General features: G+C 65.1%; 13 protein-coding genes and 1 pseudogene. 12 read left to right on the forward strand and 2 right to left on the reverse strand.

Annotation, left to right across the window (positions count from 1 at the left end):
- The first annotated feature begins 30 nt into the window (after positions 1 to 30).
- The 12 genes and pseudogenes from AKN84_RS26580 (at position 31) to AKN84_RS26630 (ending at position 11,777) form a co-directional block, all read left to right on the forward strand.
- On the forward strand, positions 31 to 1,578 hold the full coding sequence (locus AKN84_RS26580) for a class I adenylate-forming enzyme family protein (RefSeq protein WP_244485498.1): 1,548 nt from the start codon (positions 31 to 33) through the stop codon (positions 1,576 to 1,578).
- Between the two features lie 54 nt (positions 1,579 to 1,632).
- Positions 1,633 to 2,370: an SDR family oxidoreductase gene (locus AKN84_RS26585; RefSeq protein ID WP_050423530.1), complete on the forward strand. Its 738-nt coding sequence runs from the start codon at positions 1,633 to 1,635 to the stop codon at positions 2,368 to 2,370.
- Positions 2,371 to 2,382: 12 nt separating this feature from the next.
- Entirely contained in the window at positions 2,383 to 3,564 is a 1,182-nt protein-coding gene (locus AKN84_RS26590) for an acyl-CoA dehydrogenase family protein (protein ID WP_050423531.1), read from the forward strand.
- Positions 3,565 to 3,587: 23 nt separating this feature from the next.
- Complete coding sequence (locus AKN84_RS26595) at positions 3,588 to 4,718, forward strand: acyl-CoA dehydrogenase family protein (RefSeq protein ID WP_050423532.1); 1,131 nt, start codon at positions 3,588 to 3,590, stop codon at positions 4,716 to 4,718.
- Positions 4,719 to 4,733: 15 nt separating this feature from the next.
- A complete protein-coding gene (locus AKN84_RS26600; protein WP_050423533.1) occupies positions 4,734 to 5,924 on the forward strand; it encodes an acetyl-CoA C-acyltransferase in 1,191 nt (396 codons plus the stop codon).
- A 21-nt stretch (positions 5,925 to 5,945) separates the two neighbouring features.
- Positions 5,946 to 6,955 (forward strand): annotated as a pseudogene (locus tag AKN84_RS26605) (NAD(P)H-dependent flavin oxidoreductase).
- 13 nt (positions 6,956 to 6,968) lie between these two features.
- Positions 6,969 to 7,742, forward strand: coding sequence for an enoyl-CoA hydratase-related protein (locus AKN84_RS26610; RefSeq protein WP_050423534.1), 774 nt, complete (start codon positions 6,969 to 6,971; stop codon positions 7,740 to 7,742).
- Positions 7,743 to 7,784: 42 nt separating this feature from the next.
- Positions 7,785 to 8,666 carry an iron-containing alcohol dehydrogenase gene (locus tag AKN84_RS26615; protein WP_430649933.1) on the forward strand — a complete coding sequence of 294 codons (882 nt, stop codon included), beginning with the start codon at positions 7,785 to 7,787 and terminating at the stop codon, positions 8,664 to 8,666.
- Positions 8,591 to 8,944 (forward strand): dehydroquinate synthase/iron-containing alcohol dehydrogenase family protein, encoded by a 354-nt coding sequence (locus AKN84_RS50785; protein ID WP_430649934.1) that lies wholly within the window; start codon positions 8,591 to 8,593, stop codon positions 8,942 to 8,944. Before AKN84_RS26615 ends, AKN84_RS50785 begins: the two co-directional genes overlap by 76 nt.
- A 25-nt stretch (positions 8,945 to 8,969) precedes the next feature.
- Complete coding sequence (locus AKN84_RS26620) at positions 8,970 to 9,776, forward strand: glutathione S-transferase family protein (protein ID WP_050423535.1); 807 nt, start codon at positions 8,970 to 8,972, stop codon at positions 9,774 to 9,776.
- 39 nt (positions 9,777 to 9,815) lie between these two features.
- Complete coding sequence (locus tag AKN84_RS26625) at positions 9,816 to 10,517, forward strand: SDR family NAD(P)-dependent oxidoreductase (protein ID WP_050423536.1); 702 nt, start codon at positions 9,816 to 9,818, stop codon at positions 10,515 to 10,517.
- Between the two features lie 57 nt (positions 10,518 to 10,574).
- Positions 10,575 to 11,777, forward strand: a complete 1,203-nt coding sequence (locus AKN84_RS26630) for an ABC transporter substrate-binding protein (protein WP_050423537.1) — start codon at positions 10,575 to 10,577, stop codon at positions 11,775 to 11,777.
- 24 nt (positions 11,778 to 11,801) lie between these two features.
- Here the strand turns inward: AKN84_RS26630 and AKN84_RS26635 are convergent, their stop codons facing one another.
- Both AKN84_RS26635 and AKN84_RS26640 read right to left on the reverse strand, forming a co-directional pair.
- The gene (locus tag AKN84_RS26635) at positions 11,802 to 13,358 is read right to left on the reverse strand and encodes a glucosamine inositolphosphorylceramide transferase family protein (RefSeq protein ID WP_050423538.1); all 1,557 of its coding nucleotides are present in this window, start codon (positions 13,356 to 13,358) and stop codon (positions 11,802 to 11,804) included.
- Between the two features lie 15 nt (positions 13,359 to 13,373).
- The gene (locus AKN84_RS26640) at positions 13,374 to 14,558 is read right to left on the reverse strand and encodes a glycosyltransferase family 4 protein (RefSeq protein ID WP_050423539.1); all 1,185 of its coding nucleotides are present in this window, start codon (positions 14,556 to 14,558) and stop codon (positions 13,374 to 13,376) included.
- Positions 14,559 to 14,620 lie beyond the last annotated feature (62 nt).

A 14,620-nucleotide genomic window follows, 5' to 3' on the forward strand; every position in this document is an offset into this window, starting at 1 on the left:
AGCAGAAACGGCTACGACAGGGAGGTTTCAGTGCAGGCGTTGACCCAGTTTGCCGAAGGAAGTGTGGAGGGCTTGCCCAACCGTATCCACGAGGTGATCAATCATCACGTTGTGGCGACGCCGGATCATCCGGCGTTGATCGACGACACGATGCGGCTGACCTATCGCGAGCTCGATCAAGCGGTCGATCGCGTCGCCGCCGCATTGCAGGTACTCGGTATCCGCGCCGGCGACCGCATGATGATCGTGAGCGAGAATTCGATTCCGTTAGCCTGCCTGCTGCTGGCAGCGAGCCGACTCGATGTCTGGTCGATCGTGGTCAATCCGCGGCTGTCGCCGCGGGAGCTGGATCAGATCCGGGATCACAGTGGCGCCCGCCGCGTGTTGTTGACGTCCGAGGTGTCGCAGGAGGCGGCCGCGCATGCCGCGCGTTACGAAGCTACCATTCAGGATGTCGGCCCGCTCCATGGCGTCGCCGTCACCAGCTTGAATCTGGCAACCGCGGCTGAGCCCGTCGAAGCCGACGGCGCCAACCAGGTCGCGGTCCTGATCTACACGTCCGGCACCACCGGCACGCCAAAGGGCGTGATGCTGACCCACCGCAATCTCCTGTTCAGCGCTCGCGGCACCGCGGGCTTCCGCAAGATGGCGGCCGACGACGTGCAATATTGCGTGCTGCCGATCTCGCATATCGTCGGCATTTCGCTGCTGACGATGACCTTGATGGTCGGCGCCACGGTGCGCCTCGTCGCAAAATACGATCCGGCCGCGCTGGTCAAGGCGATGACCGAAGAGGGCATCACGATCCTGAACGGCGTGCCCGCCACCTACCAGCGTCTGCTTGAGTACCGGCGCAATGCCGGCCTGCCGAAGCTCGATCGCGGCCGGCTGCGCGTGATCTCGGTGGCCGGCGCGCCGCTCGACCTCGATCTCAAGAACCGGGTCGAGCAGGAGCTCGGCCTGCCGTTGCTCAACGGTTACGGCATCACCGAATGCTCGCCGGGGATCTCCGGCGTCCGGCCCGACAATCCGCGGGCCGACCACGCGGTCGGCACCGTCATGGCGGGTATCGAGGCGAGGCTGGTCGGTCGCGACCTCAAGCCGGTCGCGGCAGGCGAAGTCGGCGAGCTCCACGTCCGCGGCCCGAACGTGATGCGTGGTTATTACCGCGCCCCCGATCTGACCGCCAAGGCGATCGACCCCGACGGCTGGTTCAACACCGGCGATCTGGCCCGCTTCGAGAACGACGCACTTTATATCGTCGGGCGGACCAAGGAGATGATCATCCGCTCCGGGTTCAACGTTTATCCGGCCGAGATCGAGGCGGTGCTGAGCACGCATGACGCTGTTGTGCAGTGCGCCGTGGTCGGCCGGGCGGTCGAGGGCAATGAGGAAGTGGTCGCCTTCGTGCAGCTGATCAAGGGCTCGACGGCCACCGTGCAGGACTTGATGGCTCATGTTGCTCCGCAACTCACCTCGTACAAGCGCCCGACGGAGATTATCCTGATGGACGCGCTGCCCGCGACATCGACGGGCAAGCTGTTGAAGCACAAGCTGGCGGAGTCGCTGCGCAGCTGAGTCTGGCGCAGCGTCTCCACGACAATTCACTCAAGCAAGAGACCGGAGTACACCATGCAGAAGAGAAACAGGACGGTCGCCGTCATTGGTGCCGGTGATTTCATCGGCGGCGAGATCGCCAAGAAGTTCGCCTCGGAAGGCTTCACGATCTTCGCCGGCCGCCGCAACGGCGACAAGCTCGCGCCACTGGTCAAGGAGATCGAGGCCGCGGGCGGCGAGATCCATGCCCGCTCACTCGACGCGCGCAAGGAGGAGGAGATCACCGCCTTTCTCAACGACGCCGACAAGCATGCGCCGCTCGAGGTCTGCATCTTCAACATCGGCGCCAACGTCAATTTCCCGATCCTGGAGACCACCGAGCGCGTGTTCCGCAAGGTCTGGGAGATGGCCTGCTATTCCGGCTTCCTGGCCGGGCGCGAGGCGGCGCGGCTGATGACTGCCCGCGGCGCGGGCAACATCTTCTTCACCGGGGCCACCGCGTCGCTGCGCGGCGGCAGCGGCTATGCCGCGTTTGCCAGCGCAAAATTCGGCCTGCGCGCCGTGGCGCAGGCGATGGCCCGCGAACTGGGACCGAAGAACATCCATGTCGCGCATCTGATCATCGATTCCGGCGTTGACACCGAATGGGTGCGGCAGCGTCGCATCGAGGCGCTCGGCCCGAACGCGCTCGACAATCCCGATCTTTTGATGCCGCCGGCCTCGGTTGCCGCGTCCTACTGGCAGCTCTACCAGCAGCCGAAGAGCGCCTGGACCTTCGAGCTGGAAATCCGCCCCTTCGGCGAGAAGTGGTAGGGAGCACGGCAGATGGAGCTGGCGCTATCCCCTGAAGATGCGGCGTTTCGCGACGAGGTTCGCGCCTTCATCAAGGACAATTATCCGGCGGAGATGCGCGTCGCCAATCCGGAGACCGATCTCTCCAAGGAGCAGATGCTGCTGTGGCATCGCATCCTGCACGACAAGGGCTGGATCGCGCCGCTCTGGCCCAAGGAATATGGCGGACCGGGCTGGTCGATCACCCGCCGCTTCATCTTCGAGCAGGAGACGACGCGCGCCGGCACCATGCCGCCATTGGCGTTCAGCGTCACCATGGTAGGCCCCGTCATCTACACGTTCGGTAACGCGGCGCAGAAGACAAAATTCTTGCCGCGTATCCTGTCCGGCGAGGATTGGTGGTGCCAGGGCTATTCGGAGCCGGGCTCCGGCTCCGATCTCGCCACCGTTCGCACCAAGGCGGTGCGCGACGGCGACCACTATATCGTCAACGGCCACAAGACCTGGACCACGCTGGCGCAGCACGCCGACTGGATCTTCTGCCTGGTCCGCACCGATCCTACGGCGAAGCCGCAATCCGGCATCTCGTTCCTCTTGATCGACATGAAGTCGCCGGGCGTCACCGTGCGGCCGATCATCACAATCGACGGCTCGCACGAGGTCAATGACGTCTTCCTGGAGAACGTCCGCGTCCCCGCCGGGAACCTGATCGGCGAGGAGAACAAGGGCTGGACCTACGCAAAGTTCCTGCTCGGCAATGAGCGCACCAGCATGGCCGGCATCGGCCGCTCGACGCGCTACATCGAGCGGTTGAAGAAGATCGTGAAGGCCGAAATCCCGGAAGATGATCCGGCGCACCTCGAGTTCATCAGGGACATCGCCCGCATCGAGCTCGACGTGCTGGCACTGGAGGCGACCGAGCTTCGCGTCGTCGCGCAGATGGCGCGCGGCATCGATCCGGGGCCTGCGGCCTCGCTGTTCAAGATCCGCGGCACCGAGATCTTCCAGGATATCACCGAGCTGACCCATCGGGCGATCGGCAATTACGGGCTTGCGATCCGCGAGCATCCGGTCAGCGCCAATCACTTCATGCCGGGCCCCGACTACGGCCACACGGCGTCGGAGAAATATCTCAACTCGCGCAAGCTCTCGATCTACGGCGGATCGAACGAGATCCAGCGCAACATCATCGCCAAGGCGGTGCTTGGACTTTAACGGCTGCGGCACGAGAGGATCGGATGGATATCCAGTTCACGGAAGAGCAGGAATTGTTGCGGTCCAGCGTGCAGCGGCTGCTGCGTGACCAGTATGATTTCGACGCTCGCCGCAAGATCGTTGCGAGCGAAGAGGGGCTTGGCCGCAGGCAATGGGATGAATTCGCCGAGCTTGGCCTGCTCGCCGCGCCGTTCTCGGAAGCCGTCGGCGGGTTCGGCGGCGGGCCGCTGTCGACCATGATCATCATGCACGAGTTCGGTCGGCATCTCGTGGTCGAGCCGTTCGTCGAGACGGTCGTGGTGGCCGGCGGCCTGATCGAGCGGGCGGGTTCCGACGCGCAGAAACAGGCCCATATCGCCGACATCATCGCGGGATCGAAGCTCTGGGCGCTGGCCTGGACCGAGAAGGGCTCGCGCTTCGATCTTGCGACTGTCACGACCACGGCGCGCCGGGACGGTGACGACTATGTCCTCAGCGGGGAGAAGACCGCTGTCATCGCCGCGCCCTGGGCGGACTATCTCATCGTCTCCGCGCGCACCTCGGGCCATCGCCACGATCGCGGCGGCGTCAGCCTGTTCGTGGTCGATCGCCGCGCCGCCAATCTCGACCTGCAAAGCTTCAGGACCATCGACGGCCGCCGGGCGGCGGAGATCAGCCTGCGCGGCGTTCGCGGGGAACTGTTGGGCCTGGAAGGCGAGGGTGTCGCCGCGCTGGAGGCCTGCCGAAACCGCGCCATTGGCGCGCTCTGTGCCGAGGCGGTCGGTGCGATCGGCGAGCTGAACGACGCGACACTGGACTATTCCAAGACGCGCAAGCAGTTCGGTGTCACGATCGGCAGCTTCCAGGTGCTGCAGCACCGGATGGTCGATATGTTCATCGCGCATCAGGAGGCGCTGTCCCTGATGCAGCATCTGTCGCTCAGCCTCAGCGAGGGCAAGGCCGGCCTCTCCCGGCTGGCGTCGGGTGCAAAATCCAAGATCGGCTATGCCGGCAAGTTCGTGGCCGACCAGGCGGTGCAGCTGCATGGCGGCATGGGCATGACCGACGAGCTGAACGTCGGCCACTACTTCAAGCGGATTTCCTCCATCAACATCCAGTTCGGCGATCCCGCCTACCACGTGTTGCGTTACGCGCAGCTCGACGCGGTCGCCTAAGCCAGAGAGGCAAGCATGTCATCACCCGAAGCTGTCATCGTTTCCACCGCGCGCACCGGCGTCGGCAAGGCCTATCGCGGCGCGCTCAACAACACCGACGGACCGACCCTGGCCGGCCATGTGATGGCCGAAGCCGTGAAGCGCGCCGGCATCGCGCCGGGCGAGGTCGAGGACGTGGTGATGGGCTGCGCCATGCAGCAGGGCACCATGGTGATGAACGTCGCGCGCAAGGGCGCGATCCGCGCCGGACTTCCGGTCACCGTTGCCGGCACCACGATCGACCGGCAATGCGCCTCCGGCCTGCAGGCGATCGCGGTCGCCGCGCGCTCGGTGATGCTGGATGGCGTCGAGATCGCGATCGGCGGCGGCATCGAGTCGATCAGCCTGGTGCAGAACGAGCACATGAACCGGTTCCATGCGGTCGACGACGAGCTGATGGCGATGAAGCCCGAGATGTACATGTCGATGCTGGAGACCGCCGAAGTCGTCGCCGAGCGCTACGGGATCGGCCGCGACAAGCAGGACGAATACAGCCTCGAGTGCCAGCGTCGCGTCGGTGCCGCGCTGCAGGGCGGCCGCTTCAACGACGAGATCGTGCCGTTCACGACCAAAATGGCGGTGGTCAACAAGGACACCAAGGAAGTCAGCTTCCAGCAGGTGACGCTCTCCAAGGACGAAGGCCCGCGGCCGGACACCACGGCCGAGGGGCTCGCCAAGATCAAGCCGGTGTTCGAGGGCAAGACCATCAGCGCCGGCAATGCCAGCCAGCTCTCGGACGGTGCCTCCGCTTGCGTGATCATGAGCGACAAGGTCGCCGCGCAGAAGGGCATCAAGCCGCTCGGCATCTTCCGCGGCTTCGTCGCCGCCGGTGTCGAGCCCGACGAGATGGGCGTCGGTCCGGTCGCCGCGATCCCGCGGCTGTTGAAGCGACACAACCTCAAGATCGACGACATCGATCTCTGGGAGCTCAACGAGGCCTACGCGGTGCAGGTGATCTACTGCCGCCACAAGCTCGGCATCGATCCGGACAAGCTGAACGTCAATGGCGGCTCGATCGCGATCGGCCATCCCTATGGCATGACCGGCGCGCGGCTCACCGGCCACCTCCTGATCGAGGGCCGGCGGCGCAAGGCGAAATACGGGGTGGTGACCATGTGCATTGGCGGCGGCATGGGCGCGGCGGGCTTGTTTGAAATCGTCCACTGACCGGAAGCGTGGGAGAGACTTGTGAAGACAGCAATCACTGAACTATTCGGTATCCAGCATCCGATCATCCAGGGCGGCATGCATTATGTCGCTTCGCCGAGATGGCGGCCGCGGTGTCGAACGCCGGCGGCCTTGGGATCATCACCGGCCTGACCCAGCGGACCCCGGACCTGCTCGCGAAGGAGATCGCGCGCTGCCGCGACATGACCGACAAGCCGATCGGGGTGAACCTCACCTTCCTGCCGAGCTTCACCGCGCCGCCCTATCCGGAATATATCGCAGCGATCCGCGAGGGCGGCGTCAAGGCGGTGGAGACCGCGGGCCGCAGCCCGGAGCAGTATATGCCGGCGTTGAAGGCCGCCGGCATCAAGGTGATCCACAAATGCACCTCGGTGCGCCATTCGCTGAAGGCCGAGAAGATCGGCTGCGATGCGGTCAGCGTCGACGGCTTCGAGTGCGGCGGCCATCCCGGCGAGGACGATATCCCGAACATGATCCTGCTGCCGCGCGCGGCAGACGAATTGACAATCCCGTTCGTTGCCTCTGGCGGCATGGCGGATGCGCGCAGCCTCGTTGCGGCGCTGTCGATGGGCGCGGCCGGCATGAACATGGGCACCCGCTTCATCGCCACCAAGGAAGCGCCTGTTCATCCCAACGTGAAGCAGGCGCTGCTCGATGCCGACGAGCTCGACACGCGCCTTGTGATGCGCGCGCTGCGCAACACCGAGCGGGTGCTGAAGAACAAGGGCGTCGATGAGCTGCTCGAGATCGAGCGCGAGAAGGGCGCCAAGCTCAAGATCGAGGACATCCACGAGCAGGTCGCCGGCGTCTACCCGAAGGTGATGATCGAGGGCGAGATGGATGCCGGCGCCTGGAGCTGCGGCATGGTGGTCGGCCTGATCAACGACATACCGACCGTCAAGGAACTGATCGACCGCATCATGACTGATGCCGAAGCGATCATCCGGCAGCGCCTGACCGGCTTCCTCGACGGCACATTCGAAACCAAGCCGGCCCGCGCGGTCGCCTGAACGGGAGAGTGTCATGACCGAGCATGTCAAAGTCGAAATCGCCGCCGGCGTCATGACGCTGACGCTGCAGCGGCCGGAGAAGAAGAACGCCCTCACCGGCGCCATGTATGACGCGATGTCGGGTGCGCTGAAACAGGCCGAGGCGGATCCGTCCGTCCGCGTCATCCTGTTCCAGGGCGATGGCGACAGCTTTACCGCGGGCAACGACCTGGCCGATTTCGCGAGCCAGGCGCGCGGCGAAAGCGCGGTGGATAGTCCCGCGCATCGCTTCATCGAGACCATCAGCAAGGTCGGCAAGCCGCTGGTCGCGGCCGTGCAGGGCAATGCGGTCGGCGTCGGCACCACCATGCTGCTGCATTGCGACCTGGTCTATCTCGCCGAGACCGCGCGGCTGATCACGCCGTTCGTCAATCTCGCTCTGGTGCCGGAGGCGGCGTCGAGCTGGCTGCTCCCCTTGCGGATCGGGCACGCGCGCGCCTATGCGATGTTTGCGCTCGGCGAGCCGATGGATGCGCAGGGCGCGCTGGCATCGGGCCTCGCCAATGCCGTGGTGCCGCAGGCCGATCTGCGCAAGAAGGCGCATGACGCGGCGATCGCGCTGACCAAGCGGCCGGCCGGCTCGCTCAGCATGACCAAGGCGCTGATGCGCGAGCAGCAGCGGATCGCGGCACAGATCGCCGAGGAGGGCGTGCTGTTCAAGCAACGCCTGACCACGCCCGAGGCCCGCGAGGCCTTTGCCGCCTTCGCCGAACGGCGTCAGCCTGACTTCACCAAGCTGTCGGCCTGAACCGGCAGCGAAATTCACGGAACCATCGAGGGAGTGACAAGCATGCACGTCGTCGGCAGCCATCAATATCCCGCCATGGAAACCGTGATCTACGGCAAACCGGCAGCCGAAGCGCTGCGCGAGGAGGCCGAGCGGCTGGGCGCCAAACGCGTCTACCTGATCGCCAGCCGCACGCTGAACACCACGACCGACGAGATCGAGAAGATCCGCAAGGGTCTCGGCGATCGCCATGCCGCAACCTTCGACGGCGTGCCGCAGCACACCACGCGCGACGTGGTGACGCTGATCGCGCGGCAGGCCAGCGAGGCCAGGGCCGACCTCGTCGTAGCGATCGGCGGCGGTTCGGTGGTCGATGCCGCGAAGATCGTGCTGATGTGCATGGAGAATGAAATCTTCGAACCGGCGGGGCTCGACGGTTTCGAGACCACGCCGGAGCGCCGGTTCGGCCCGTTCCGCAACCCGAAAGTCCGTATGATCGCGATCCCCAGCACGCTGTCGGGTGGCGAGTACAATTCCGGCGCGCTGGTCACCGACACCAGCCGCAGGCTGAAGCAGATATTCAACCATCCGATGATGATGCCGCGCAGCATCATCCTCGATCCCGCGATGACGAAGTACACGCCGGAGAAGCTCTGGCTCGGCTCGGGCACGCGTGCGATGGATCACGGCATCGAGGCGATCTGCTCCAGCCGGCCCAACGTGCTGGTCGATGCGGTGTGCCAGCAGGGCCTGCGCTATCTGCACCACGGTCTGCTGCGCACCAAGGCCAATCCCGGCGACGAGGCGGCACGGCTGAGCTGCAACTGGGCTCCTGGCTGTCGGCATTCGGATTGCAGTCGCGGGTGCCGATGGGCGCCAGCCACGCCATCGGCCATGTGCTCGGCGGCACCTGCGACGTGCCGCACTATTTCTGCACGGCGGTGATGATGCCGAGCGTGCTGCGCTACAACCGCCCGGCGACGGAGGCGGCCCAGCAATCGATCGCCGCCGCGCTCGGCGCGCCGGGGCGTGACGCCAGCGAGGCGTTCGCGGCGTTCATTGCGGAGCTCGGCCTGCCGCGGCGCCTTGCCGATGTCGGTGTCGGTGAAGACCGCTTCGAGCTGATCGGCAGGAACGCGATGCTGTCGATCTTCACCCGCACCAACCCGCAGCCGATCCGCGAGCCCGCTGACGTCGTCAAGATCCTGAAGCTCGCCGCCTGAGGCAACAGCACCTGGAGCAGCCGCCATGGCCGCCTTGCGCATCTTCTCCTATCTGCCGAACCCGCGGGTCTGGAAGGCGACCATCGCGGCCCGGTTCTGCGGCGTCGCTGTCGAGGTCCGAGGCGCCTCGGGAAAGGAATTGCGGAACTGGTTATGGGATTACGATGCCCATCCACTGTCGGAGCAGGAGCGCGCTGAATTCGCCTCGCTGGCGCGGACCGGGAAGGTCGGGCTGACCGGCGCGCAGCTGTTCAAGACCGATGCGTTCATGGCAGCGCATCCGTTCGGCAATGTGCCTGCCGCGTTCGGCGCCGACGGCAAGGTCGGGATCTTCGAATCCAACAGCATCATGCGGGCGGTGGCGCGGCTCGGCGAGGCGACGTTTCCGCTCTACGGGCGTGACGCCTACGAGGCATCAAGGATCGACAGCTTTCTCGATGTCAGCCTGGTCTTTGCGCGGGATTCGCAGATCTATTTGCTCGCGCTGTCGGGCGGCACGGTCGACGCAGCCATTCATGCCCGCGCCAGGGATGCGTTCGCGATCTACGCGTCCGGAATCGAGCAGGCGCTGTCGCCACGGCGCGGGATGCTGGTCGGGGACGGTATCTCGCTTGCCGACATCTGCTTCGCCGCCGAGCTCGCGCTGTTCATGAACGAGTACGGGCGGAGCGAGCAATTGGACAAGCAGGGATTGACCAGGATCCTGCATCCCGGGGTGCAGGATGTGTATCCGCTGATGTTCGCTCACTTTGCCCGGCTGGTCGCGCACGCGCATTTCGCGCCGGACCTCAAGCCCTATGTCGAGAAGCTGCGATCGAAGGCAGCGGCCTGACCATGACACCTGTTGGCTCTAACGCGGAGGATTGATCGCATGTCCGCACCTGTTTGCCTGATATCCGGCGTTGGGCCCGGCACCGGCTCGGCGCTTGCCAGGAGGTTCGCCGAGGGCGGCTACCGCGTCGCGCTGCTTGCCAGGAACGAGGAGCGGCTCGCCGCGCTCGAGAAGCAGCTGCCGGGCGCGAAGGCCTATCGATGCGATGTCTCCGATCCCGCGCAGGTCGAAACAGTGGCCTCGGCCGTGGAGCGCGATCTCGGCAGCCCCGGCGTCGTGATCCACAATGCCGTTGGCGGCGCATTCGGCACCTTCCGCGAGATCGATCCGCAGATCCTCAATCGTAACTTCCAGGTCAACACGATGGGCTTGCTGTATCTGGCACGGCGGTTCGCCCCGGCGATGATCAGCGCCGGAAAGGGCGCCATCGTTGCGAGCGGAAACACCTCGGCGTTGCGCGGCAAAGCCGGCTTCGCAGGGTTCGCGCCGACCAAGGCGGCGCAGCGGATCCTCGCCGAAGCGATGGCGCGCGATCTCGGGCCGCAAGGCGTTCACGTTGCCTACATCGTGATCGATGCGGTGATCGATCTGGAGTGGACGCGGAAGCGCTGGCCTGAGCGGCCGGACGACTTCTTCATCAAGCCGAAAGCGATCGCGGACGAGATCTGGCACGTCACCCACCAGGATCGCAGCGCGTGGTCGTTCAATGTCGAGATCAGGCCGTTCGGTGAAATCTGGTAGGCGCTGCGCGGCGGTGGTGAGAGTCGATCAATTCACAAAAGGCCAAGGGGGAATTCGATGTCGTTGAGGAAGCTTGCGGTATCCGTTGCAATGCTCGTCGCGTTTGCTGGCGCTCCGGTCCGCGCCGAAACGCCTGGCATCTCGGAATCGGAGATCAAGGTCGGCGCGACATTCCCGTTCAGCGGCCCGGCATCCCCGCTCAGCAACACCGGCAAGGGCCTCATCGCCTACGTCCATTCCGTCAATGATCGCGGCGGTGTCAACGGCCGCAAGATCAACCTCATCACCTATGACGATGCCTATACGCCGCCCAAGGCGGTGGAGCAGACCCGCAAGCTGATCGAGAGCGACGAGGTGGCGTTCCTGTTCAGCCCGCTCGGGACGCCCGGGATCGGCGCAACCATCAAATACGTCACCGCGAAGAAGGTGCCGCATCTCTTCGTCGTCAGCGGCGTGACCAAGTTCACGAACTTCAACGAGTTTCCGCTGACCACCACGGGACTGCCGAGCTACAACACCGAAGGAAAGATCTACGCCAAATACATCGCGCAAACGGCGCCCGATGCGAAGATCGCGATCCTCTACCAGAATGACGACCTCGGCCGGGACTTCGTGGCCGCCTTCAAGGAAACCCTGAAGGCCGATTTCGACAAGAAGGTCGTGACGTCTGCCTATGAGGTCACCGAGCCCACCATCGAATCGCATGTGGTGACGCTGAAGGCGTCGGGCGCCCAGGCCTTCCTGGTCGCCGGTACGCCGAAATTCGCGGCACAGGCGATCAAGAAGGCGAGCGAGATCGGCTGGACGCCGCTCACCATCGTCAACTACGTATCGAGCTCGGTCTCCGCCACCATCGTGCCCGCGGGAGCCGACAAGGCGGTGGGCGTGGTGGTCGCAACCATCACCAAGGATCCGAACGACAAGAAGTGGGCCGACGATCCCGGCATGAAGTGGTATCGCGCCCACTTCGAGAAATATCTTCCCGGCGCCGATATCGGCGACAACAACTATCTGTTCGGCACCCAGCAGGGCCAGATCCTGGAACAGGTGCTCAAACAGTGCGGCGACGACCTGTCGCGCGAGAACATCGTGAAGCAGGCGCGCAACATCAAGGGACTGGTGCTGCCGACCCTGATGCCGGGGATCACGATCAACACCGGCCCCGGCAACAGCATGGCCTACACCCAGCTTCAGCTGCAGCGCTGGACGGGAAGCTCATGGGAGCAGTTCGGCGGCGTGCTGAGTGCCGACACGAACTGAGCTGCCACATCGATTGGCTGCGTGCTAGTGAAGCCGGCGTGCGATCGGCTTCGCCAGCGTGCTGTGCCAATCCCATGGCGATGATTGGCCGCTCGACCGCAGGCTCGCCAGAAAGGCCGTGGTCTTCGGCTGCACCCGCGAGCCGTCGATCACCTCGAGCCGGCCGCAGCGGTTGAGCGTGTGCAGCTTGCGCCCGGTCCATAGCGGCCCGGGCTGGAGCAGATGCCGAACCGCCTGCCTGTACGTCGTCGGCGACAGTTCGAGCACTTCCGCTAGTCCAAGCGCTGCGCCGTATCCGTTGGTGCAGTCCTGCACCGGCCGCCACAGCTTGCCATTCACGGTCACGAAGTTGCCGGCCGGCCGTGTGGTGGCGCGATCCATCAGGATCGGATTGGCCGCATGCGGCCGCCAGGGCCCGAGCAATCGCTCGGCGTAATAGATCGCCAGCGTGTCGGAATATCCGCCGGTGCCATCGCGCCAGGCCCCGAACATGTAGTAGCAGCCCTCATGTTGCGTGATCGTCACGTCGGCAAGCTCGAGCCCGGACAGCAGCGTTGACTGCCGCTCCCATTTGTCCGGAAAGCGGATGCATTTGTAGAGCGGAACGTCCCGATGCGCGGTGCTTTCCGGGATCATCCAGAGCTCGCCATTGTGCTCGATCATGAACGGGTAGGACAGATGCCAGGGCTCCTCCAGCACCGGCACCACCGTGCCGATCGGCCCGTTGCCGTCGAATTCGATCGCGGAGATGATGCCCTTGTTGGTTCGGTGGTCGAGGTCTTCGAAGAACACGAAGGTCCGGCCCTGCCATTTCACCGGTACGGGATCGGCATAGAAGTGGTTGCCGGGATCGGCGAGCACGTTCCAGGCCGGTCCCGACAGGTCGCCAGTGCGCCAGATATCCGTATTCCCTGCGAAGCGCCAACCGACATGCCAGTGCGGCGCGTAGCAGCACAGGCGATAGATCTCCTTTGCGATCGACGTCGCCACGCCGCGCAGCACAAACGGCGCGGGATTGGGCGCTGCGCCGCCGTTCGCCGGAACAGGCAGTTGCGGCACCAGCCGCGGAGCCCCTGACAGGATCGGCGGCAGCATCGACAGCGTGCGTGCCATCACCGTGTCGAGCCCGCCGCTCAGGCCGGCGGCTATTTCCGCCGAGGGGTGGCCGCGGTCCATCACGGCGCCGTCGAGCTCGTTGACGATTTCGATCACCGGCAGATCGCCGGCGAGAATGGCCGCCAGTGCCGCGCCTTCTCCCGCGTGTCCGTTGAACCGTGGACGGAGATACAGTTTCGCGGAGCAGTTCGGATCCCGCTCGGCGGTGGTGAAGTCGACCACCACATCGGGGCTGCCCGCGCGCAGCCGCTCCGGATGTGTCTTCAGCCTGTCGGCGCCGCCGGCCTTGCCCTTGCGCAGCACGATGCGTTCGAGCTCGAACAGCATGTCGAGGCCGGCGGGTCGCGGTGCCGGCGTCGTAATCCAGCTGATTTGAACGGGAATATCCTGATCGTTGACGCGCAGTGACTCACGGCACATCCAGAGCCGCGGCTGCTCGCGATCGCAGCGAAACTCGATAATCATGGCCAGCCCAACTTCCTAGTACGCGTCCGCCCCCACAGCGTCGCCGAGAATGCGGACGTATTCCTCTATCATGGCATCCAACGAATAGCGCGACTTCAGGCCCACGGCGCTTTGCCGCAGCTGATCACTCAACACACGATCTGTCAGGACCTTCGACACGGCGGCCGAGAATTCGGCTTCGTCAGCAGCGTCGACGAACACCGCTGCGGGCTGCCCCTGGTAGGACAGCACCTCGCGCAGCACGGGCAGATCGTTGACGACGCAGGGAATGCCGGCGCTCGCGGCCTCGACTGCGGCGAGGCCGAAGGTTTCCGCCTGCGTCGGGAAGACGAAGACGTCGAGGCAGGCCAGAAAATCGGCCATCTGACGCGGTGGAATCTCGCCGATGAAGTGCAGCCGGTCCGATACTTTCAGCTCGTCCGCCAAGGCCCGAAGCCGCCCTTCATCCGCGCCCTGGCCCGCGAGGGCAAGGTGCCAGGATGGGGCGGCCGCCAGCAGGCGGATTGCCGCATCGAGCCGCTTGTGCGGGTGCAGCCTTGCCGCGCAGCCGAGCAGGGTGCGGTCCGGCGGCAGCTTGAACTGCTGCCGCGCGCGGTCCTTCGGCAGGCTATGCGACTTGTCGTCGAAGCCGTGCGGGACGTGCTTCATGCGCGACCGGTAGGGAGCAGGATAGCGCGCGTACTCGCGCTCCATGTCGCGCGAGTTCAGCGTGATGCTCTGGAAGAAGCCGGTCGAGCCCATGATGATGTCGGCGGTCCGCACCGGCATGCTCATCGACAGTGCCGATGATACCTGGTTGGCAATGACCGGGGCGCGGCTGACGAGCCGCGACACGCCTGCGCCGATCACATTGCCGAAATGCTGAAAGGTCAGGACAGCGTCGGGCCTGATGGTCCTGAGATGACCGGCGAGCGTCCACAGCATGCGCAGCAGCGCCACCGGATTTCCGGGCCGGGTCTGCGCGCAATAGAACGTGTTGGGAGGCTCGTCGAAGGAATCCGATTTGCGGAAGAAGAACAGGTTGGCGACGTCATAGCCGCGCGCGCTGAGGCCGGCGCCGAGCAGCCGCGAGATCTCCTGCGCGCCGGCGTTCTCGGCCTGGGTCTGCACCAGGACGACACGCAGCTTCCGCGCGTTCGGTCGATCGCGTGATGCGCTCGATGTCGCGCGCAATTCTGTGCTTGGCGTGTATTGGAGCACGGATTCCCCACCCGTTGAAGGAGTGGATTCGCCCCCTTCATTTTTGCGCGCGTAACTATCAC

It is taken from the genome of Bradyrhizobium tropiciagri (genome assembly GCF_001189845.1).
In the GTDB taxonomy this organism is placed as follows: domain Bacteria; phylum Pseudomonadota; class Alphaproteobacteria; order Rhizobiales; family Xanthobacteraceae; genus Bradyrhizobium; species Bradyrhizobium tropiciagri.

Coding starts and splice junctions, on each gene's coding strand:
- AKN84_RS26630 (WP_050423537.1), top strand. CDS start 10,575: ATGTCGTTGAGGAAGCTTGCGGTATCCGTTGCAATGCTCGTCGCGTTT.
- AKN84_RS26620 (WP_050423535.1), top strand. CDS start 8,970: ATGGCCGCCTTGCGCATCTTCTCCTATCTGCCGAACCCGCGGGTCTGG.
- AKN84_RS26600 (WP_050423533.1), top strand. CDS start 4,734: ATGTCATCACCCGAAGCTGTCATCGTTTCCACCGCGCGCACCGGCGTC.
- AKN84_RS26625 (WP_050423536.1), top strand. CDS start 9,816: ATGTCCGCACCTGTTTGCCTGATATCCGGCGTTGGGCCCGGCACCGGC.
- AKN84_RS26635 (WP_050423538.1), bottom strand. CDS start 13,358: ATGATTATCGAGTTTCGCTGCGATCGCGAGCAGCCGCGGCTCTGGATG.
- AKN84_RS26585 (WP_050423530.1), top strand. CDS start 1,633: ATGCAGAAGAGAAACAGGACGGTCGCCGTCATTGGTGCCGGTGATTTC.
- AKN84_RS26610 (WP_050423534.1), top strand. CDS start 6,969: ATGACCGAGCATGTCAAAGTCGAAATCGCCGCCGGCGTCATGACGCTG.
- AKN84_RS50785 (WP_430649934.1), top strand. CDS start 8,591: ATGGGCGCCAGCCACGCCATCGGCCATGTGCTCGGCGGCACCTGCGAC.
- AKN84_RS26615 (WP_430649933.1), top strand. CDS start 7,785: ATGCACGTCGTCGGCAGCCATCAATATCCCGCCATGGAAACCGTGATC.
- AKN84_RS26590 (WP_050423531.1), top strand. CDS start 2,383: ATGGAGCTGGCGCTATCCCCTGAAGATGCGGCGTTTCGCGACGAGGTT.
- AKN84_RS26595 (WP_050423532.1), top strand. CDS start 3,588: ATGGATATCCAGTTCACGGAAGAGCAGGAATTGTTGCGGTCCAGCGTG.